The sequence below is a fragment of the Sporomusa aerivorans genome, assembly GCF_041428895.1.
In the GTDB taxonomy this organism is placed as follows: domain Bacteria; phylum Bacillota; class Negativicutes; order Sporomusales; family Sporomusaceae; genus Sporomusa; species Sporomusa aerivorans.
Window position 1 is genome coordinate 1403904 of sequence record NZ_CP156926.1, and the last position, 20528, is coordinate 1424431.

General features: G+C 48.3%; 20 protein-coding genes. 17 read left to right on the forward strand and 3 right to left on the reverse strand.

Annotation, left to right across the window (positions count from 1 at the left end; translation table 11 throughout):
• Positions 1-9: 9 nt before the first annotated feature.
• From SATMO3_RS06355 to SATMO3_RS06390, 8 genes are all read left to right on the forward strand, one after another.
• The gene (locus tag SATMO3_RS06355) at positions 10-5610 is read left to right on the forward strand and encodes a beta strand repeat-containing protein (protein ID WP_371379075.1); all 5601 of its coding nucleotides are present in this window, start codon (positions 10-12) and stop codon (positions 5608-5610) included.
• A 79-nt stretch (positions 5611-5689) separates the two neighbouring features.
• Positions 5690-5959 carry a hypothetical protein gene (locus tag SATMO3_RS06360; RefSeq protein ID WP_371379078.1) on the forward strand — a complete coding sequence of 90 codons (270 nt, stop codon included), beginning with the start codon at positions 5690-5692 and terminating at the stop codon, positions 5957-5959.
• 499 nt (positions 5960-6458) lie between these two features.
• Positions 6459-6617, forward strand: a complete 159-nt coding sequence (locus tag SATMO3_RS06365; protein WP_371379080.1) for a hypothetical protein — start codon at positions 6459-6461, stop codon at positions 6615-6617.
• Between the two features lie 184 nt (positions 6618-6801).
• Positions 6802-7185 (forward strand): hypothetical protein, encoded by a 384-nt coding sequence (locus SATMO3_RS06370; protein ID WP_371379082.1) that lies wholly within the window; start codon positions 6802-6804, stop codon positions 7183-7185.
• A 179-nt stretch (positions 7186-7364) separates the two neighbouring features.
• Positions 7365-7610 carry a hypothetical protein gene (locus SATMO3_RS06375; RefSeq protein WP_371379084.1) on the forward strand — a complete coding sequence of 82 codons (246 nt, stop codon included), beginning with the start codon at positions 7365-7367 and terminating at the stop codon, positions 7608-7610.
• A 245-nt stretch (positions 7611-7855) separates the two neighbouring features.
• A complete protein-coding gene (locus SATMO3_RS06380; protein ID WP_371379086.1) occupies positions 7856-8065 on the forward strand; it encodes a hypothetical protein in 210 nt (69 codons plus the stop codon).
• Positions 8066-8519: 454 nt separating this feature from the next.
• The gene (locus SATMO3_RS06385) at positions 8520-8678 is read left to right on the forward strand and encodes a hypothetical protein (protein ID WP_371379088.1); all 159 of its coding nucleotides are present in this window, start codon (positions 8520-8522) and stop codon (positions 8676-8678) included.
• Positions 8679-8910: 232 nt separating this feature from the next.
• Positions 8911-9384 carry a DoxX family protein gene (locus SATMO3_RS06390; RefSeq protein ID WP_371379090.1) on the forward strand — a complete coding sequence of 158 codons (474 nt, stop codon included), beginning with the start codon at positions 8911-8913 and terminating at the stop codon, positions 9382-9384.
• A 15-nt stretch (positions 9385-9399) separates the two neighbouring features.
• Here SATMO3_RS06390 and SATMO3_RS06395 read toward each other — a convergent pair whose 3' ends face one another.
• On the reverse strand, positions 9400-9546 hold the full coding sequence (locus SATMO3_RS06395) for a hypothetical protein (protein WP_371379093.1): 147 nt from the start codon (positions 9544-9546) through the stop codon (positions 9400-9402).
• A gap of 56 nt (positions 9547-9602) precedes the next feature.
• Between SATMO3_RS06395 and SATMO3_RS06400 the strand changes: the two genes are divergently transcribed.
• Positions 9603-9962, forward strand: a complete 360-nt coding sequence (locus SATMO3_RS06400) for a hypothetical protein (protein WP_371379095.1) — start codon at positions 9603-9605, stop codon at positions 9960-9962.
• A 112-nt stretch (positions 9963-10074) separates the two neighbouring features.
• On the opposite strand, the gene SATMO3_RS06405 is transcribed toward SATMO3_RS06400, so the two are convergent.
• Both SATMO3_RS06405 and SATMO3_RS06410 read right to left on the reverse strand, forming a co-directional pair.
• Entirely contained in the window at positions 10075-10206 is a 132-nt protein-coding gene (locus SATMO3_RS06405; RefSeq protein ID WP_371379099.1) for a hypothetical protein, read from the reverse strand.
• Between the two features lie 37 nt (positions 10207-10243).
• A complete protein-coding gene (locus tag SATMO3_RS06410) occupies positions 10244-10375 on the reverse strand; it encodes a hypothetical protein (protein ID WP_371379102.1) in 132 nt (43 codons plus the stop codon).
• Between the two features lie 329 nt (positions 10376-10704).
• On the opposite strand from SATMO3_RS06410, the gene SATMO3_RS06415 reads away from it, so the two are divergent.
• The 8 genes from SATMO3_RS06415 to SATMO3_RS06450 all read left to right on the forward strand — a co-directional run bounded on the left by SATMO3_RS06415 (position 10705) and on the right by SATMO3_RS06450 (position 20514).
• Positions 10705-11127, forward strand: a complete 423-nt coding sequence (locus SATMO3_RS06415) for a hypothetical protein (RefSeq protein ID WP_371379105.1) — start codon at positions 10705-10707, stop codon at positions 11125-11127.
• A gap of 113 nt (positions 11128-11240) precedes the next feature.
• Positions 11241-11744 carry a DUF6803 family protein gene (locus tag SATMO3_RS06420; RefSeq protein WP_371379108.1) on the forward strand — a complete coding sequence of 168 codons (504 nt, stop codon included), beginning with the start codon at positions 11241-11243 and terminating at the stop codon, positions 11742-11744.
• Between the two features lie 303 nt (positions 11745-12047).
• Positions 12048-12743 (forward strand): response regulator, encoded by a 696-nt coding sequence (locus SATMO3_RS06425; protein WP_371379111.1) that lies wholly within the window; start codon positions 12048-12050, stop codon positions 12741-12743.
• On the forward strand, positions 12736-13941 hold the full coding sequence (locus tag SATMO3_RS06430; RefSeq protein WP_371379113.1) for a sensor histidine kinase: 1206 nt from the start codon (positions 12736-12738) through the stop codon (positions 13939-13941). Before SATMO3_RS06425 ends, SATMO3_RS06430 begins: the two co-directional genes overlap by 8 nt.
• A gap of 273 nt (positions 13942-14214) precedes the next feature.
• Positions 14215-15513 carry a TolC family protein gene (locus SATMO3_RS06435; RefSeq protein ID WP_371379116.1) on the forward strand — a complete coding sequence of 433 codons (1299 nt, stop codon included), beginning with the start codon at positions 14215-14217 and terminating at the stop codon, positions 15511-15513.
• A 28-nt stretch (positions 15514-15541) separates the two neighbouring features.
• The gene (locus SATMO3_RS06440; RefSeq protein ID WP_371379118.1) at positions 15542-16828 is read left to right on the forward strand and encodes an efflux RND transporter periplasmic adaptor subunit; all 1287 of its coding nucleotides are present in this window, start codon (positions 15542-15544) and stop codon (positions 16826-16828) included.
• Positions 16829-16839: 11 nt separating this feature from the next.
• Positions 16840-20022 (forward strand): efflux RND transporter permease subunit, encoded by a 3183-nt coding sequence (locus tag SATMO3_RS06445; protein WP_371379121.1) that lies wholly within the window; start codon positions 16840-16842, stop codon positions 20020-20022.
• Between the two features lie 33 nt (positions 20023-20055).
• Positions 20056-20514, forward strand: a complete 459-nt coding sequence (locus SATMO3_RS06450) for a hypothetical protein (protein WP_371379123.1) — start codon at positions 20056-20058, stop codon at positions 20512-20514.
• Positions 20515-20528 lie beyond the last annotated feature (14 nt).

Sequence of the window (20528 nt, forward strand, 5' to 3'; positions counted from 1 at the left end):
GGAAGCAATATGCAACGTAAATGGAAACGGCAGTGGCGACGGGCAGTCAATAAAATTATTGTACCGGCCACACTGGCAACAACTTTGTTTTTCAGCAGCTATTCGACCGGTTTGGCAAATCCCAGCGGCGGTACGGTAATCAGTGGTAGCGCCTTCATTGACAGCAGTGGAACGACAACCAACATAATTCAGACAACTGACAAATTGGCTATCAACTGGCAAAGCTTTAACATAGCTAAAGGCGAAATGGTCAACTTCCTGCAGCCCGGAGCCAGTTCAGTAGCCTTAAACCGGGTCATCGGCAACAGCGGGTCGGCCATCTACGGCACCCTTAACGCTAATGGCAAAGTCTTTTTAATTAACCCCAACGGAATTCTGTTTGCTCGCGGTTCGCAGGTCAATGTCGGCAGCCTGGTGGCATCCACTCAGAATCTTACCGACAGCGACTTTCTGACGGGTAAATATACGTTTACTGACGGAGGAAACGGCGCAGTTGTTAACCAGGGAACCATTCAAGCTGCAGATAGCGGTTATGTGGCTTTATTAGGCAGGCAAGTAGCTAATGAAGGTGTCATTATCGCTAATAAAGGTTCCGTGGCTCTTGCGGCTGGTAATGCCACTACGCTTGACTTTAGCGGCGACGGTTTAATCAACCTGAATGTTGATCAGGGATCGCTCAATGCACAGGCCAGCAACAGCAACCTGATCCAGGCCAACGGGGGATTGGTGGTCATGACGGCCAAAGCCGCCGGTGATCTGACAGGTACGGTAGTCAATAATAGCGGCATCATTCGGGCACAGGGGCTGAGCGAAAGAAACGGCAAGATTGTGCTGGATGGCGGCAATAACGGTGTTGTAAATGTCAGCGGTACTGTAGACGCTTCCGGTAAAACCAGTGGATTGACCGGCGGTACGGTCAAAGTGCTGGGAGATATAATATTGCTCACCTCGACAGCCGAAGTCGACGTGTCAGGCGACCAGGGTGGAGGTATAGCCCTGATCGGCGGTGCTTACCAGGGGGGAATCAGTGAAAAATCGGCTTCGGCTACAACGGTGGAAGCTGGCGCAACTATTACGGCTGATGCCATTAGCAGTGGTGACGGAGGACAGGTGGTTGTATGGGCAAATGATACTACCAAGTATGACGGTGCCATAACTGCCCGGGGAGGTGCTAATAGCGGTAATGGTGGTCAAACCGAGGTATCCGGCAAAAGGATTCTTGCTTTCAATGGTACGGTCGATCTCCGGGCGGAGAACGGCAGGACGGGTAACTTACTGCTTGACCCATATAATCTAACCATCTCTAATAGTACAAATAGCAATTTAACAGGCACAAGTGCAACAGGTAATGACAGTGTGCTTAATGCCAGCACTTTAACCGGATTGCTAAACTCAGCTAATGTTACGGTTTCGACAGGCAGCGGCGGCACCCAGGATGGCAACATTACTGTTGCCGCGCCAGTAAACTGGTCGTCAGATTCCGTACTGACATTGTCGGCAGCAGGCAATATTGCGTTTAATGCTGGTTTAACGGCAACCGGCACTAGCGCAGGACTGGTTCTTGAGTATGGTATAGGCAGAAATTATTTCCTGAACGGCAACGCCATTACCCTGGCAGGGAGCAGTGCGTCCCTGAGCATCGGAGAGTCTGGTGCACTGCAAACATACTCTCTAATCCACTCTATGGCTGAGCTTGATGCTATTGATACGGCCGGCCTTAACAGGAACTATGCATTGGCGCAAGACCTTGATGCCAGCGGCACTACTTATACATCCGCCCTGGTTGGAACCGGTTCTTCCACTGCTTTTTCCGGTACTTTTGCAGGTTTGGGCCATACTGTCAGCAACCTGGCTATTCAAGGGACAGCAAATTATACTGGATTATTTGGTTATTCAACAGGCATTATCCGGGATGTTGGTGTGACTGGCGGCAATATAACCAATACTAACGAATATACGGGCGGTTTGGTCGGTTACAACACAGGTACGATTACTAATAGCTATTTTAGCGGTGATGTGAATGGCAGTATAAATGTCGGTGGCCTGGTCGGGAGTAATGATAGCGGCACTATAAGCTACAGTCACAGCAGCGGTACCGTTAAGTCAACCGGGGTAGGTAATAAAAACATAGTCGGTGGTTTAGCTGGTAGCAGCCATGCCGGTACTATCAGCAACAGTTATAGCGAAAGCACTGTAACCAGCTTGTATGGCACAGCCGTTCTTGGTTATCAAAGTAACTATGTTGCTGGCGGACTGGTTGGCGCTGCCTGGAATGGCGGGACTATCAGCAATAGTTACGCTACCGGTACAGTGAACGGCAGCAGCACAGTTGGCGGTTTGGTAGGGGTAAACTTTGCTGCTATTAACAACAGCTACAGCGAAAGTGCAGTCAATGCCACCTCCAATGATGTTGGCGGACTTGTAGGAGTGAATTATGGCGCGATTAGCGACAGTCACAGTACCGGAGCGGTTACAGCCACCAAAATAAGCAATGTATATGATGACAACGCCAGTAATGATATAGGCGGCTTAGTTGGTACCAATAATACGGATGAAACACATACCGGTACAATTACCAACAGTTACAGCACGGGCAATGTTCAAGGTACAGGCTGGGTCGGTGGCTTAGTGGGCTATAATAATACAAATGCTTCCATCTCGGGAAGTTACAGCATCGGCAATGTTACTGGTTACTATAGCGTTGGTGGTCTGGCGGGGACTAATGCCGATGGTAGTATAGACACGAGTCACAGTGAAGGAGATGTAACCGGCTCTAACCGTATTGGCGGATTGGCCGGAAAAAATAGTGGCAGTATTACGAATAGTTACAGCGACAGTTCGGTGACCCGTACCGGAAGCGTTAGTGTTGCCAGTAGCGCGGAGGGTTTGGCGATTGGCGGCTTTGTAGGTTATAATACCGGGACTATTTCCGAATCTTCCTCCAGTGGCACGGTTACAAGCGATGATACCGGTGTGACAAACAGTACAGGAGGGGCACTCGCCAGTTATGTCGGCGGTCTGGTCGGCAACAATCAGGGGACCGTTTCCAACTCATCTCATAGCACAAGTGCCGTGTATAGTCATGTTGGCAACAGTGGCAGCGGTATATCGACTTACTATGCCGGTGCTTTGGCCGGGAAAAGCCAGACTTCAGCAAGTATCAGTGCAGATTCAACCGCCAGTGGGACTACCGTACTTTACGTGGACTCACCGTTGTCTTTGACTAGTGCACTGTCATTAGTATCAAGCGGCGATATTTCTATATTAGATTCGATTACTTCGACCTCACTCGTAAAACTTGACGCTGGCGGGGCTATTGAGGAAAGCGGAAATGGGAAAATTATCGCTGACTCACTAATAACAAATTCGCATGGCGCAATTACACTTGCCAATGCAAATTCAATTGGCTATTATGCCGCAAATTCAGATAATCATGACATTTATTTATACAATACCAATCCAACAGGACTTTACATCTACCCTATTACAGCCAACAGCACTTCGTACAGCGGTATCGATGCCGGTACCGGTAACCTTACACTGAAAGTTGACGGCTCGACAGTGAACATGGACTCCGCAAATGGGTTCATTATCGCCAACGGACTAGAACTGATCGGCCCATCCACGCAATTCTGGCTGTATGATAGCGGACTAGGGGGATATATCCGGATAAACACTTTGGCTGGAGATGTTGGTTCTGCAGTCATCAAAGTTGACCAAGATTTCGAAATTGGTCAGGTTGGCGCCACCATTGGCCTGACAGCTCATGGAGTTCCTGAGGCAGCCTATGGCAAGAGAGCGCTGGGGCTAGAATCAACAGGAACAATTACGCAATCCCAGCCAATCCAAGCGCTGGATCTGTATCTAGGGGCCGGTAACTTTGAATTAACCAATGCCAATAACCATGTAGAAAAAATAACCACATATTCCTACAACAATGATAATAATACAAGTACAGTAAACGTTAACTATTATGACAAGGGCGATATTCTTGTGAATACAGCCTATGAAAATTTTAGTGTCTCCGGTAGTGTGAAGTTGCAGGGTAAATCCATCAGTATTCCGGAAGGTGATGTTGGCAATAATGGGATGGGAATTGTGAGCGGCGGCGACATCACCTTGATTGCCGATAAAGATATTACCATCGGCAGCAGCCTTAATAGTACGGGCGGCGACATTCTACTGGCGGCAGGTGAGAAGTTTGTCAATAATACAACCAGTAATACCGGACTAGTGGCGAATGAAGGCCGTTATTTGGTATATTCGGCGAATCCAACCGATACAGTCGAAGGTATGACCGGTTACAACAAACACTACAACCAAGTCTATACCGCCGAAATTACGCCGAGCTATGCCGCCAGCGGCAACTGGTTCTTCTACAGCATCGCTCCCGTCATCAGCGTAACGCCAGGAAGCCAGAGCGTCACTTACAGCGCGTCGCCGGGCAGCTTTACCCCCGGCTATACGGGTCTGATTGACGGGGATACCGCAACGACGGCTGGCATCAGCGGCACGGCTGCCTTCAACATCGGCGGTCCATTATCCAGCAGCGGGAACTATACAGCAGGCAGCCATGAAGTGACTTATACAGGCGGCTTGACCAGCTCACTGGGATATATATTCCAAGATAATACGGCATCGGTCAATGAATTGACAGTGACGCCCAAGGTGCTGACAGTGACGGCTGTGGGCGGCAGTAAGGTGTATGACGGTACTCTGACAGCTCCGGTAATCTATAATGACAACCGTGTGTCGGGAGACCTCCTGACGGTGAGCGGCAACGCCGTGTTTGCAGATGCCGCCCAGGGAACCGATAAAACGGTAAGTATTAGCGGGCTGGCAATTAATGGAACCGATGCTGGCAACTATACGCTGCTAGATCAACCTGTCAGTGCGACGGCCAGTATATTAACGGCTAAGACTAATGAAAAAGTCGAAACTGCAGTCAAGCACGCTGAGAATAAGTCGAACATTCAGCCTAATCAGCCGGGAATGACAGCTTTGGGAACAAACAACTCTTTCATCCCCGTGGAAATTGTCCAATCTGGTGTAAATTTGAGCGGTATTGTCCCAACAAGCCCGGCAACACAACCGCCGGCGAACGTGCAACCTTTGCCGGCAGCCGTTCAGATAACCACGGCGGGCGGCCAAGCGAGCGGCTATAGTGTGCTGGTATCCGGTCAAGCGCTGACAGTAACGCTTACGGGCGCTAATTCAGTCGGTCCAACAGCGGGAAGCACCTCTAATCTGACTGTACTGACCGTCAAAACGGGTGAAGGCGCGCAGCCTGCGGGATATTATACAGCGACCGGTGGTAACGGCGGCTTGACGCTGGCACCGACGGCAACTAATGGAGTGACTGTGCCTCCGGAACCGCTGGAGGGGGCAATGGCAACTACCTTTAGCTTACAGGCGACCGGCGGCGCTGAAGCCAAATTCCGGGTTCTGTATGACAACGGCGCGCTTAGCATTCATCCGGCGAATGATGCAGCCATGGTTTTGATGCAGGCTGGCGACAGTAGCAAACTGGTAGTGGCTACCGGCATCCTGACAGCGCAGCAAAACTTGGGCGCCACCGTACAATCTGTAGAAGCTGTATATCTGCATTAAATAAAATTAAGAGGGCCGAGAATGGTAAGTATCGGCCCTCTTGGTTCGTTCGTAACAAATTGTGAGGAGGATTTTTTACATGAATAAGGAAATCTTTGCCGATGGAATCAGTGCTATTCACGTTACCGGTAATTTGGTACGAATTGATTTTTTGACCGTTCAGCCCCAGCTAAAAAGTGATAACGGACAGCCGGTAGTAGAAATAAATCAACGCCTGATTATGCCTCTGGAGGGGTTTATCCAATCATTGTCTATCCAGCAGGATATTGTCCAGAAGCTGATCAATACCGGTGTCATAAAGCAAGCTGACCCTAAAGCAACAGCAGAAAAAGAAGAAGATAAAATATGAATTTTACGCACCCCTGTCCCCTGTGTTTTTAGCCGGCGGCTAGCCTTAAAATGGGGTTAAAACCGCATCTGAGCTAAGTCTGCTTTATAAGCAGTTCCTGCAGATAAAATAATAATTTACAAAAAAGTAATTAGTTGAATTGAGATAATGTTGTTGTTTATTTTAAAAATCTGTAACAATATTGTAACATTTAAAGGGTAGAATTAAAAAAAGAGAAATTAGGACGAAAAAGTCCCTAATGATGCTATAAGGGCGGTGTTTACAATGGAGAATACATCTGACAAAATAGAGTGCAACTTGACTGAAGAAGAACTACGCGAGCTATTGACTGACTTACCCAATATCATTAGAGATTTGAACGAAGTAAGTGACGAACCTGAAATAACAAATTAAAAACTTTTGCCGCACCCTCCGGTGCGGTTTATTTGCACTCGTTTTTGAGGACAAAATGTGAAATGTTTTAGCAAATAAAGATAATAACATGACGAAGGTGGTTTGTGTGGTTCCAGTAGAAGTGTATGAGCGCATTGAGCATATCCTTACGATACTGCAGCACAATAAAGACACCTTAGATGAGCAGGCTACTGAATTGTTGTACGATGAACTTGAAAAATTGTGCGGCGTAATTTTAAATAACTGGTTAAACTCAATAAATTAATCCTTCTTGGTGGACGGGAATTCCGTAACTTACCGATTTCTCCGGGCCGCCATCCAAGTAGAAGTTATTGTCCAGAGAAGCCTGACGACTCAGTTCGTCAGGCCTTCTTGCTTTTTTATTTGCAGGATATGGTTATAACTTAGCGAATATTGGTAATAACATTATTTGGGAGGGGATATGAACTATGCGGAAAGTTTTACTGGGGCTCTTGTTAGCGGTTTTATTGGGAGTTTTCCCTGTTTTTGCTCATGAGCCGGTAGAGGTTGGCGCTTATAATTCTATTATTTCAGTTAAGGCAGAGAGTAGTTCAAATATCGTTGCCAAAGTAAAAGTTCAGGATCAGGCAGGGCACCCGTACAATCTAAAAACTTATAAGATAGACCGTAGCCAGAAAACGATTACCCTGGTGGAAAACAGTTTATATGATGCAGCAGGAACCTTAAAAATGACTGATGACAAACGTATGAAATGGACATACAGCCAAAAGAAAATTAGCGAGCAATATCTGCATGATTGCATTTATGAAGCAGTTATCAAATGGGTGGATGAAGAGAAAAAAAAGAAATAGCTGCGAGCCGCTCTGTTCTGCGGGACGGGGCGGATTTATTATCTGTATAAACGTCGTTTGGCGGTCGCCGGCTGGATTATTTTGCTGGATGGATTTTGGTCGATAACATACACCGTTTTTATACAACTCTAAAGAAAATATGATATACTTAACATAAAGTAACTAAAGGAGGGCTGTCTATGAGAAGGGGCACTTTTATCCGTATTTTGTCTGCTATTAAGCTGATTTCAAATAATGTAAGTGTTGTAGAAAACTTCAACAATAAGGCGCTTGTAACTGTTCGGGTTCCGGAAATAGCAGGGGATTCTCCTAAACAGTTCCGGCTGTTGCGAAAGGTACTTTCCTATTGCTCTTATTTTAGTATAAAGCCTGAAGATGGTGAATTAACCATTATAATGGAGTTCAGCTGGGAACAGAGAAGGTAATATGCTGAGTACCGAATGCTGCTACAGTTTTTCCTGTTCCATAATATAAGAAAAATGCCGTCAGAAATTATCTCCCTTTTAGCGCAGGCTGTACTTAAAAATGGTAAGAGAGGGAAAGTAATTATAACTGGTTAGCCGTCCGGCGGGACGGCTATTTTTTTTATTCAATAAAAATTTTATGTAAACGGTATAACGCGGATATCCTGAACTGCATATAATAAAGTAACCAGAGAAGGAGGTATGATATGGCTAAAATAATTAAACTTATCCGCACCAATAAATCCGGTGTGTATGCGCTGCCAGACGGGTGCGGCTGGACTTTTGACAATGTGTTGATTATCTTGGTTGACGGTAAGCCCGCTGCAGAAGGTCGATATGCGATTGCTGCTAATAATACGGCTGTTGATATTTTTAATGCCAAGGAAGATACCGTGGTTACTGTGGTATTAAAATAGCATGTGCCGTCCAGATTTGGACGGCGTTTTTTAAATTGCATTATTCAGCTGTAGTGATGATCCCGATGGTATTTTATTTTAAAATTACCAAGCTTTTCTAAAGAAATTATAAAAATAGGTAGTTACAATAAAAACATCAACAACGGAATGCTTCAGAAAGGGTATCGCCTTTCTGTTTATATAGATCTCTCCTATTATAAACTCTTTTGAACCCAGCGCTTACTTGCTGGGATATTTTTTTCAGTGATACTATATAAGTAGCTAACAGCCGGCAGAAGTGATGTGCTGGATAACTGCATGGACAGATATAATTAGATGAAAGCATTCTAGGATACTTTTTTTCAGCACTAATAGCGTACAACTATCAATGATAAAGTTCTTTGGATAACAAACATTTTTCGACATTATTTCCAAGCGAATCTTGTTACTATGTAACCAAAGGAGGATGATTGGTATGATACAAGCGGAAGTATATGACCGTATTGACCTTATTTACAAAATGCTGCAACATCATCAAGATAAGCTGAATGATCATGTAATTAACCTCTTGTATGATGAACTGGAGATATTATGTGAAGTCATTGCAGATGAGAAGCTGAAATCGGCAATATAATAATGATAATCCTGAACCGCTCGGCATGAGCGGTTTTTCCTTTTAGTGCTCTACCGATAATATTAATTATTTTTTAAATGATTAATATTATTGATTGACAATGAACATCAAAAAGAATATATTTATCTTAAGGAAACATTTTACATATAGCCTGAAAAGGATGATGGCAATGATTTATTCGTAGCAGTGATTGACCAATAGGCTAACAATATATTTTAAGGGGGTTAAGTACATGAGAAATTTATATTTTGATTTTACTCAGACAATGAAGGCGTATCAAAATGTCGGACTGTTGATCTTCCGGCTGGGACTTGGCGGCATGTTTATGTGGCATGGATTCCCGAAAATATTTGGCGGAATAGAGAAATGGACTGCTTTAGGGAAGACCATGGGCACTTTCGGGATTGATTTTGCACCGGCATTCTGGGGATTTATGAGCGGTTTCGCCGAGTTCTTTGGCGGACTGCTGATTGTGCTAGGTTTGTTCTATCGTCTGGCCTGCCTGATGCTGGTATTCAATTTAGGCGTTGCCTTTATCAGTCAGATGGCTGATGGTAAAGGGCTAATGAAGGCATCGCAATCGCTGGAGGATGGGTTCAGTTTTCTGGGAGCGCTTTTTGTCGGCCCGGGAAAATACAGCCTTGACGAATATCTGGAAAAGAGTGATCCGGTTACAAAGTTAACCGGAATACCGACTAATAACTAGAATCATATAATTTCCTTAGCCGCTTACTGTGAATTGGTAAGCGGCTGCTTTTATCCTGATAGAAAGTATAACTTTCGCCTGGATAAGGGCAACATCGGCTTTCGCTTTCACCAAAGGCTCGGCGCAAGCCGTGTTTTCTTTATTTTCCGGTTCCACTGTCATACTTTTGTCACAATCCCATATTATCCTTAAGTTAGTAAATGTAGGAGGGCGATCGTATGAACGGTTTGATTAAAAATACAATTGTTTATTCCCTGGTTGGTATAATGCAGTTTGGTACTTTCGCTGCTGTAGCAGAGGCAGCACCATTATATAATGATGGTTCACAACGAATTGTCCAGCTTGACCGGCATGACCGTCATTACCGTCGCAATGACGAGCGGCGGCGGGAGCACGACGAGCGGATGCGCCGGGAACAGGAGCGTCACGACAAAGAGATGCGGCGCCGGGCGCACGAGAGCGAACGGCACTGGCGGGAGCGGCAAAGACGCGAAGATGACCGCCATAAGCATGAAATGCGTGAAATTGCAGCTCTTCTGATTGGTATTGTTATCGGATCTGCAGCATCCAATGATTAACCGAAAGCCGTATCCTGCGGGATACGGCTTTCGTTATTTTAGCAAAGAAAAACACGGCTTGCGCCGCGTCTTTGGTGAAAATTATACTTGCTGGCAGGAAAAGTAAACCCGCCTAGTCGGCGGGAACTTCGAAGTCATTTAATATGCTGTTTATATCGATACCTGTTATTGCGAAAATCATTTGCGGAAGCTCTTGCATTATTTGCTCTATATCATTATCTAGCTGTAATTGTTTATAATTCATATGTATCACCTGTATTTCTATATTTTTTGCATTCCGGCTATTTTAAAAGTATTGCCGCCATTAGTAAATCCCCGAGAGTGGTTACGCCGGCCAGCAGCATGAAGTCTTTATCAAAACGGGATTCGTTTTTAGCTTTGCTTTCATAGACGTTGCTATTTACATTGTACATAGTAATCATCCTTCCGGCTTCCTTTTGAGGAAAATCTTGCTGTTACTTAAATTATATATGAATAATTATTATTTGTAAATAAAAAATATAAAATAATTTCTATTCAAACCATGCTATAGAAATGTAAAAAAGGTTCAGGTAGGGCTATTGGCAGCAAAAATCTAAAGTTCTTCAACACTTCTTCATAACTTCTTCATAAAGTCCTGTTATTCTAAAGTTGAAATTAAGAAGGCTATCCAATGACTGAGTTGTCTGCTCTATAATGTTGTTATTCCTAGATAAAGAAACTTGGTGCATGGATAAACTAAAGAAAACAGGAGTGATGCGTTATGAAGAATAAAATAACGGGCTGGCTTGCCGGCGGATTAATTACGGCATCGGTTTTAGGCGTTGCCTTTGGCTTTAACCCGGTTGGTAATGCAGCAGCCAAAACAGAGCAGGCAGTGGCCGGGCATAGTATGATGATGCAGCAGGGACAGATGAATCAGGAAATGATGAGTTCGCCGGAAATGCAGAAACAATGTGCAGAGATGATGCAAAATCCGGAAATGCAAAAGATGATGAAACAAATGCTGCAGCAGCCGCAAATGCAAACCATGATGAAACAAATGCTGTCTGGCGATCCAGAGTTCAAACAAATGCTGCTGGATTTGATCAATAGCGTAGAAGATACAACTACTGGGGAACAAGCGCCTGCCAGTGCCCGGAATTCTATGCCCATGGACCATAATGCCCACCATTTCATGGAGTAAAATAAAGGCGGAGACGGTAAAAACACATTACAAATTCACAAGTTCTTCACAGGTTCTTCACATTTGCCGTCTATAATGATTTTAAAACCAATGTAAAGGATGGTGTTAGTAATATGACAATGACGCATTATATGGAATTGTTGGCTGTCAATCAGCCCTGGAACCTGATTATATATATGGTTATTCCGGTAGCTTTAGCCGAGGCGCTTGTGGCAACAGAATTTTTTACGGTATTTCTGCGCGGCGCCAATGCCGGAGCCTGGCGGACCTGGAATAAGTGGATCGGGATTGTTCTCGGCTTCTATTTCTTAGGCATTTTCCTCAATCTGATGATCACAACCGTTCCCGGTATCGAGTGGCGCGGCGCCGCCGACATTCTGGCTGTTGGCGCTTATCTCAGCGGGGTTGTTCCTCTCTTTAGCATCGCCTTACTGGAGCTTGGTGTAATCGGTAAAGGTAAATCCGAAGATGAAAAGATGAAGCTTCACTTTATCCTCTTGACGGTATTCCTGGTTGTGGCCCACGTAGCCATGGTATTCGGCATGGTTGATCCGACCGTCATGGGTTGGAATCCGCATGGCGGCGGCGGACATATGCAACATATGGGACACCAATAGCAATGCTTGCAGGCGGCACTTCCGGACGGAAGGGCCGCTTTGCTGTTTCGATGTTTGCCGGCAAGGTACACAAGTTATTCATAGTTTTTTCAATACTTCTTCACAATGATCCTGTATACTAAAGGGGAAAGGCAGCCAGAAAGCTCCAGGGAGCAGGCAGCGAAGCTGGAAACCCAGGAAAATCTTTGGCTTTGGTGCGCACACACTACAACGGAAGCTTAATAATGCTAAACCCCGTCGGGAAACATTTATTACAGAAGACGTGTTTACTAACCGGGAATATAGTCGGAAGGAGTGCTGGTTATGGCCCAATATTCGGTATTAATTGTCGATGATGATATAAAACTGGTTCAATTGCTCAAAACCTACTTTGATAAAGAAGGGTTTATCACCTATACTGCAGGCGACGGTTTGGACGCCTTGCTGGCCGTGCGCGAGAAAAAACCGGATATAATGGTATTGGATTTGATGCTGCCTGGTCTTGATGGCTGGGATGTATGCCGGCGAATCCGGCGCGATAATGATTTACCGATCATTATGCTGACCGCCAGGGACGAGGAAAGCGACCGGCTGGTAGGCCTTGAAATTGGCGCTGACGATTATGTGACAAAACCGTTTAGCCCCAAAGAAGTTGTGGCCAGGGCAAAGGTCATTTTGCGCCGTACCCGTAAAGCGGTAGTGCAAAACGAGCCTATCAGGGCCGGCGGTTTAACTATCGATCTTGAACGTCACCAGGTAACGATCGGCAGCCAGTTAGTGGATTTGACGCCTACTGAATTTAAATTGCTGGAACTGCTGGCAGGCAATGCCGGCAAAGTATTCAGCCGCCTGCAACTGGTGGAGCAGACCCAGGGATATACTTTTGAAGGCTATGAAAGAACCATCGACGCCCATATTAAAAACTTACGCCGCAAGCTGGAACCAAGCCCCAAGGAACCCCAGTATATTTTAACAGTATACGGGATTGGCTATAAATTTGCCGGTGGCGGCGATGAATAGAATTAGCGGCATTACCTACCGGATTACCGGACTGATGTTTCTGTCGATTGCTGTGACTGTTTTCTTGCTCATTTATCTGGCCGATGAGCAGATGGCTGATCTGTTTCAGCAGTATTTGGTCGTTCAGCATATGGAAATGAAACAGGGAATGGGGCAGGCGATGGATTATCCGGTTATGCCTCATATTATGGGACCGCAGGAAATGACTTTTCTGGCTTCGGTTCATAAGTCGCTGATTTGGGTTGGTATTGGAATTATGGCGGCAGGCCTGGCCGCCAGCTATGCCCTGGCGCGGAGTATTACCGTGCCCATCCGCAAATTAAGCCATGCCGCCGAACAACTGGAGCAAGGAAATCTGGGACAGACCGTACCGGTAGAAACCAATGATGAGGTCGGCCATCTGGCCGTTATTTTCAACCGGATGTCGCAAACCATGGAAACCAACACCAAACTGAGGCGGCAGCTGCTGGTTAATATCGCCCACGAATTACGCACGCCGCTGGCCGTTATCCAGGGACATTTGGAAGGCATGATGGATGGTGTTATTGAGCCCAGCAAAGAACAGCTGAGTTCACTGCATGAAGAGGCGGTGCGGCTAAACCGCCTGATTAAAGACTTGCGCGATCTGTCGCTGGCCGAAGTCCGCCAGCTGGCTATGGAGAAAATGCCGACCGATATAAATCAGCTTATTACCCGGACAGTGCTTATGCTCAGGCCGCTGACCGATGAGAAACAAATTCAGGTAGGCTGTACACTTGCCGAAAATTTGCCTGAGGCCGTGGTGGACGCCGACCGGATGAGCCAGGTTTTTTATAACATTTTGGTCAATGCCATCCGCTACTCGCCGCACCAGGGGCGGGTGCAGGTGACTACCGCCGGGCATGACAGTCCGGCAGGGCAATGGCTGAAGGTGTCGATCGAAGATAAGGGCCAGGGGATTTCCCCCGAGGATTTGCCGTATGTTTTTGATCACTTTTACCGGGGGGACAAGTCCAGGGATCGCAAGAGCGGTGGATCGGGGATCGGACTGGCCATTGTTAAGCAACTGGTTGAAAGTCATGGCGGACAGGTAACTGTCGAAAGCGACATGGGCGCTGGCAGTGCTTTTCATGTATTGCTGCCGGCAGCGCCGCCAGCTAAGTCAAGTGCAGCAGGCGTCCAATCAACTGGGAAAGAAAAGCGAGGTGAACTGCATTGATACCGTTGATACTGGTACAATTCATACTCCTGGCATACTTAGTACGCTATATGATGCAGCGCAAAATGGGAAATAGTGCTAAAAAATAATTTGCTTTGACTGTCGTGGAACCAGCCTGGTATTGCCGGGCTGGTTTTTTTTTACTCATTTGTAAAATTCACAACTTATTCAACACCTCTTCATAACTTCTTCATAGCCGGTCTGTATAGTAGTAATCACGATAAACGGTCAGCCTGCATAGTAAAGCGCGGCTGACAAGGAAAGGGAGGAAATATGAAGACCATCAGGCAGTTAACCTTCAAAGCCTTTGTGTTGTCAGCTGTATTGGCAGTAGCTGTGGCGATACCTGCGCTGGCGGACGGCGGCCAGGAAGCCCTGACGCTCCGGGAAATTGTCGACACAGCCATGAAAAGCAACCCGGCAGTTATCGAAAGCCAAAAACGCTGGGAGGAAAAAGAGGGCCGCATACCGGCGGCAACGGCTCAGCCCAATCCCCAGCTTGGCATTATGAAAGATGATATACCCACCGGGACGATCAATCCGTTTAAGGCTATGATGACAGAGTATAGTTTAACGCAGGAGATTATGAACCCTGTCAAGCTGCGCTTGATGGGCAAGATGGCCGACAATGACGCCCAGATGGCCAAAGCCGGTTACCAGGATAAAAGAGTGGAAGTATACGCCAATGCCAAAATCGCATATTATGATTTGCTTTATGCTGGCAAGGCCCTGGAAATCGGTAAGGAGAATCAGCAGTTGATGGGGCAGCTGGTACAAATTGCCCAGGTAAACTATTCCACTGGCATGGCAGCGCTGCAGGATACCCTGAAAGCGCAAACCGAGTTTTCCAAAATGACCAGTGATCTGTATAACATGGCGGCCATGGAAGCTGTTGCCAAGGCTAAGCTGAATACCGTAATGGGCCGTACTGCCGATGCACCGCTGGCAGTGAAAGAAGAATTCAGTGCGCCGCCGCCCAAATTTGATCTGGCTGGCCTGCAGCAACAGGCCACAGCCGGCAAGCCAGCCGTGCTGGGAATGCAGCGCCAGGTGGAGATGGCGCAAAACGGTGTGGTTTTGGCCAAAAAGCAGCAATTACCCGATTTTGAACTGCAGCTTGGCTACAAAGACCGTAAACAAACGGAAATGGATTCACAGCCCGATACCTGGAAGGTGGGCGTTATGGTGATGCTGCCTATCTGGCAGGACAAGAACAAAGGGGAGATAAAAGCCGCTAATGCCAACCTGGACGCGTCGCAGGCCGCCTTAAGCAATATGCAGAATATGACTTCTCTCGATATTCAGATGGCTTTGGTCGAAGCGCAGTCCGCCTGGCGACGGCTGGATGTCTATAAAAACACAGTCATTCCCCAGGCCGAGCAGACGTATCAGGCCGGTGTTGTCGGCTATACCAACGGCAAGGTAGACTTTATGGCGGTATTGGACAGTCTGAATGCGCTCAGGAATGCCAAACTGGATTATTACAAGGCGCGCATTGACTACGAAAAAGCAGCCGCAACGCTGGAAAAGGCGGTAGGCAAGCCCCTGTTCATCAGTGGGGTACAGCCGTAATGGAGAAGGCAAAAAGGGAGAGGACAGCATGATTGAAAAATTACAGGCCAGAAAGAAGCTGCTTATCGGGGTGGCCGCAGGTCTGCTGGTTGCCGGTGGCGGAGGCTATTACTACTATACGGCGCAGCAGGGTAAGACGGCGGCTATTGATCATACCGGCCACCAAATGTCCGGACCGGTGATGGCTATGGGGGATGTGGTTACCCTGGATGCCAAGGCCAGGCAGCTGGCCGGGGTGCAGACGGCCCAGGCCGTAGTCAGGCCTCTGACCAAAGAAATTAAAACCACCGGTAAAATCGCCATGAATGAAAACGGACGTACGTACATTACGTCCCGGGTCGAAGGGCGGGTCGATGAGCTTTATGTAACAGCAGAAGGCGAAGCCATTGCTGCCGGACAGGCTATTGCCTCTGTATACAGCCCGACCTACATCGCCGCCCAGGAGGAGTATTTACTGACAGTTGATAATGTACAAAAACTTAAAACTGCCGGCAAGGATGCCCTGGCGATCAACAGCCGCCTCCGGGAAGCGGCCAGGCGCAAACTGCAGCTATTAAATGTCTCCGATAATGACATCGCTCATCTGGAACATACCCGCCAGACTCAGGACCATATGACCATCTATGCTCAGTTTGGCGGCACTGTCCTGGAGAAACAGCTGCTGCCGGGCGCTTACATTATGCCTGGCGATAAGTTATACAGTCTGACCGATCTGTCCAATGTCTGGCTGTATGCGGATATTTACGAGAAAGACCTTGCCGGGATTACGCCCGGTCAGCCGGTTACTGTGACAAGCGGCGCCTATCCGGGAGAAACCTTTGGCGGCCAGGTAACTTTTATCAACCCTATTATGGATGACGCCACCCGGACAGTCAAAGTGCGGGTGGCAATGAGTAACCCCGGCGGCCGGTTAAAGCCCAATATGTTTGTGAATGCCAATGTTCAAATCCCGCTGGGCGACAGCCTGGTTATACCGGAATCCGGTCTGCTGGATACCGGCAGCCGTAAAATCGTCTATGTAGCCCAAGGCGAGGATACCTTTGTCAAACGTGAGATCGTTACAGGCCAGGCGGCCGATGGTTATGTGCAGGTCCTGTCAGGACTTAACCCCGGTGAAACGGTTGTTACGGCCGCAACTTTCCTCATTGATTCCCAGACCAAGCTAGGTAGTTTTGGCAGTCATGCCGGCCATGGCGGCCAGGCTGCCCATGGCGCTGCGGCAGCGACGCCGACTGCCGGTGTCGGGGTTCCGGTGCAGTCGCCGTCGTCCGTACCGGCTGCGGGTGGAGAACATAGCGGCCACAGCGGTCATTAAGGGGGTACGGCATGTTAAACAGATTAATCGAATTTTCTTTGAAAAATCGTGTTATCATTCTGGTGCTTACCGCTCTGGTCGTTGTCTGGGGAGGCTTTGTGGTACGCGATACTCCGATTGACGCCTTCCCGGATCTTAGCGAGAACCAGGTGCTGGTCTCGGCCGACTGGATGGGGCGGGGGCCGCAGGAAATTCAGGATCAGGTTACTTATCCGCTGGAGACGGCCCTCAGGGGGCTGCCCAAGGTTAAAGAAGTACGTTCATCTTCGTCTTTTGGGATGTCACTGATCACCGTAATTTTTGAAGACGGGGTCGATCCGTACTTTGCCCGGCAGGTAGTCAACGAGAAAGTACAGCAGGCCGTTCCGCGGCTGCCGCGCGGTGTGCAGCCGTCCTTAGGCCCTGTCAGCACGCCTATGGGCCAGGTATTTATGTATACGGTGGAAAGTGACCGCCACAACCTGGCTGACCTGCGTACCGTCGAGGATTTTACCATCAAGCCGCAGCTTGGCGCTGTGCCCGGGGTCGCAGAAGTGGCCAGCATTGGCGGTTATGTGATGCAGTACCAGATTAATCTTGACCCGCGTCTTTTGCAAAGCAACCGGGTTTCGTTTAATCAGGTATTTGGCGCGCTGGGCAGCAATAACGCCAACATCGGCGCCAAAGTGGTCGAGCAAAACGGTCAGGAATTTATTATCCGCGGCTTGGGACTAATCCAGTCCATGGATGATATTAAAAATATAGTGATTACCCAGAACAACAATGTACCTGTTTATATCAAGGACGTGGCCAGCGTGACCGCCGGTCCGGATTTTCGCCGGGGCGTACTGACCAAATCAGGCTACGAAGCAGCCGGGGGCATTGTTATTCAACGCATGGGGGAAAACACGCTGAATGTCATCGACCAGGTCAAGGCTAAAATAGCTGAGATCCAACCCACTCTGCCGGACGGCATGCGCATAGTGCCTTTTTACGACCAGACCGATCTGGTGAAAAAAGCGGTCAATACCCTGACCCGGGCGCTTCTGGAAGAGTTCATTCTGGTATCGGTCATTGTCGTTCTTTTTCTAGGCAATGTCCGCTCCAGCCTGATTGTAACCAGCGCCATCCCGATTGGAATTTTAATCGCACTGATTGCCATGAAACAGATTCACCTGTCGGCTAACCTCATGTCGCTTGGCGGTATTGCTATCGGTATCGGGGTTATGACCGATGCGGCCATTGTCATGGTGGAGAACATCTACCGGCATTTGGCCGAAGACGGCGGCCGGCGCCCTATCATCGACGTAACTTTAGAAGCGGCCAAAGAAGTGGCAGCCCCCATCTTTTTCTCCATAACCATTATCATTGTTACTTTCCTGCCGGTATTTACCATGACCGGTACCGAGGGAAAACTGTATACCCCGATGGCCTGGGCCAAATCATTTGCCATGAGCGGGTCGCTGCTGCTGGCTTTCACCCTGGTGCCGGTGCTGTGCACACTGCTTTTAAAGGGGAAAATTCAGGAAAAGGACACCTGGATTGTTGCTAAAATGCATCAGTGGTATGTACCCCTGCTGAAAAACGTGATGAAGTATCATAAAACTACCATTGTGCTTGCCGTTGTTGTCATGGTTGCCGGCTTTGCGCTGCTGCCCCTGATCGGCACCACCTTTATGCCGGCTTTGAATGAAGGGACTTTCCTGGTGATGCCGACCATGCTGCCAAGTGTATCGTTGACTGAGGCGGTGGAAGCAGCCAAAACCATGGACAAAGTCATTATGGACATTCCCGAGGTCGACATGTCGGTGGGCAAGGTGGGCCGGGCCGAGTCGGCCATGGACCCGGCGCCCATTAGCATGATTGAAACCATCGTTACCCTCAAGCCCAGGGAAGAGTGGCGTCCCGGCATAACCAAAGAGGCCATTGAACAGGAAATGATGATCAAGCTTGCCAACATTCCCGGCCTTAATTTAGCTTTTACCCAGCCCATTGCCGGCCGGCTGTCCATGCTGACTACCGGTGTCCGGACCGAATTAGGCATAAAACTTTATGGGGAAGACCTTAACGTGCTGCAGCAAAAAGCTTTTGATATTGAAAAAGCGCTGGGTACGGTGCCGGGTGTCAGTGACTTGCTGGCCGAACGGGTCTTTGGCGCAGCCTATCTCGAGATTCAGGTTAACCGGGACAAAGCCGCCCGCTACGGACTTAACATAGCAGATGTGGAAGACGCTATTGAACTGGCGGTTGGCGGTAAAAGCGCCACAACTACCATTGAAGGCCGCAAACGGTTTGACGTTTTAGTGCGATATAACCGGGAAAACCGGGAAACTATTGACGCCATGCAGAATATCCTCATTCCGGCAAGCGCCGGCGGCGCAGCGGCCAAAAGCAGCGGCGGCATGGGCGGGATGACGGGCAATAGTGCTGTTGTCACTGCTGCTCCGGCTACCGGCGCCTATGTACCGCTGGGTGAAGTGGCTGAGTTCCGGGTCGTGGACGGGCCGTCCATGATCAGCAGCGAAAACGGTGTCTACCGGATGATTGTGCAGATGAATACGCGGGGCCGCGATGTAGTCGGCTTTGTTAATGAGGCCAACCAGATTATCAAGGAAAAGGTGGACTTGCCGCCCGGCTATTCCCTGAAATGGACCGGACAGTATGAAAATCAGCAGCGGGCCAAAGAACGGCTGGCCCTCGTAGTGCCGGCAGTCATTGTCTTAACCTTCTTCCTGCTGTATATGACTTTCAATTCGGCCGGTGACGCCTTCCTCATTCTGCTGAATATCCCGTTCTCCTTAGTTGGCGGCATTGTGGCCATGTATGCCACAGGCACCTATTTAACAGTAGCCGCCGCCGTAGGTTTTATTGCCCTCTTCGGCATTGCGGTGCAAAACGGGGTTATCATGGTTACCTATATCAAACACCTGCGGCAGCACCGGCCACTGGCAGAGGCTATTGTGGAAGGGGCATACACCCGTTTGCGCCCGGTCATGATTACTGCCCTGGTAGCGAGTCTGGGATTGTTCCCCCTGATTTTTGCCACCGGCACCGGCGCCGAAGTGCAGCGGCCCATGGCCACGGTAGTGGTTGGCGGATTGGTCACCTCGACGATATTGACCCTGATTGTGCTGCCGTGCATTTATTTGGTCTGGAACCAGTGGCGGGAACGTAAAAATACGCCGGCCGCAGGCCAAGAATCCATTGTTAAGTAGCGAGATTATGAATTAAGCGGAGGTTAAGTAATTATGAAAAAAAGTAAAGTATTGTTAGGGGCTGCGGCTACCCTCGTTATCATGTCTTTGGTGGCAGGCTGCGGCTCCGGTGAAAAAACGGCAGCGCAGCCGCAGGCCGGACAACAGCAGGCAGCCGGTCATGCCGGCCACAGTCAAACAATGCCCAAGGAAGACCCTATGCCTTTTATGAAAGATATGGATAAAGCGCTGCAGGACGCGGTTAAACAGGTTAAGGCCGGACAAACCATGGAGGCGCAAAAGAGCGCCGGTCAGCTTGTAAGCACGACGGAAAAGGTTATGCCCCATATGATGGACGACGCCCTGAAGGATAACTTGCGCAAGGCGGCAGCCGATATCAAAGACAGTGTAAACTCGGGTAAAGCCGACCCCAATGCCCTGGAGGGAAAAATGAAAGCTATGCAGGAGCTTATGAAACAAACCACCGCGCACCTGCAAAGCATGAGTCATTGATCAACCGGCAAAGG

Excerpts from the sequence above, each read along its gene's own strand:
- SATMO3_RS06415 (WP_371379105.1), top strand. The coding sequence starts at position 10,705 with ATGAAGAATAAAATAACGGGCTGGCTTGCCGGCGGATTAATTACGGCA.
- SATMO3_RS06420 (WP_371379108.1), top strand. The coding sequence starts at position 11,241 with ATGACAATGACGCATTATATGGAATTGTTGGCTGTCAATCAGCCCTGG.
- SATMO3_RS06445 (WP_371379121.1), top strand. The coding sequence starts at position 16,840 with ATGTTAAACAGATTAATCGAATTTTCTTTGAAAAATCGTGTTATCATT.
- SATMO3_RS06440 (WP_371379118.1), top strand. The coding sequence starts at position 15,542 with ATGATTGAAAAATTACAGGCCAGAAAGAAGCTGCTTATCGGGGTGGCC.
- SATMO3_RS06385 (WP_371379088.1), top strand. The coding sequence starts at position 8,520 with ATGATACAAGCGGAAGTATATGACCGTATTGACCTTATTTACAAAATG.
- SATMO3_RS06435 (WP_371379116.1), top strand. The coding sequence starts at position 14,215 with ATGAAGACCATCAGGCAGTTAACCTTCAAAGCCTTTGTGTTGTCAGCT.
- SATMO3_RS06380 (WP_371379086.1), top strand. The coding sequence starts at position 7,856 with ATGGCTAAAATAATTAAACTTATCCGCACCAATAAATCCGGTGTGTAT.
- SATMO3_RS06395 (WP_371379093.1), bottom strand. The coding sequence starts at position 9,546 with ATGACAGTGGAACCGGAAAATAAAGAAAACACGGCTTGCGCCGAGCCT.
- SATMO3_RS06450 (WP_371379123.1), top strand. The coding sequence starts at position 20,056 with ATGAAAAAAAGTAAAGTATTGTTAGGGGCTGCGGCTACCCTCGTTATC.
- SATMO3_RS06430 (WP_371379113.1), top strand. The coding sequence starts at position 12,736 with ATGAATAGAATTAGCGGCATTACCTACCGGATTACCGGACTGATGTTT.
- SATMO3_RS06390 (WP_371379090.1), top strand. The coding sequence starts at position 8,911 with ATGAGAAATTTATATTTTGATTTTACTCAGACAATGAAGGCGTATCAA.
- SATMO3_RS06405 (WP_371379099.1), bottom strand. The coding sequence starts at position 10,206 with ATGAATTATAAACAATTACAGCTAGATAATGATATAGAGCAAATAATG.
- SATMO3_RS06370 (WP_371379082.1), top strand. The coding sequence starts at position 6,802 with ATGCGGAAAGTTTTACTGGGGCTCTTGTTAGCGGTTTTATTGGGAGTT.
- SATMO3_RS06425 (WP_371379111.1), top strand. The coding sequence starts at position 12,048 with ATGGCCCAATATTCGGTATTAATTGTCGATGATGATATAAAACTGGTT.
- SATMO3_RS06400 (WP_371379095.1), top strand. The coding sequence starts at position 9,603 with ATGAACGGTTTGATTAAAAATACAATTGTTTATTCCCTGGTTGGTATA.
- SATMO3_RS06375 (WP_371379084.1), top strand. The coding sequence starts at position 7,365 with ATGAGAAGGGGCACTTTTATCCGTATTTTGTCTGCTATTAAGCTGATT.
- SATMO3_RS06410 (WP_371379102.1), bottom strand. The coding sequence starts at position 10,375 with ATGTACAATGTAAATAGCAACGTCTATGAAAGCAAAGCTAAAAACGAA.
- SATMO3_RS06360 (WP_371379078.1), top strand. The coding sequence starts at position 5,690 with ATGAATAAGGAAATCTTTGCCGATGGAATCAGTGCTATTCACGTTACC.
- SATMO3_RS06355 (WP_371379075.1), top strand. The coding sequence starts at position 10 with ATGCAACGTAAATGGAAACGGCAGTGGCGACGGGCAGTCAATAAAATT.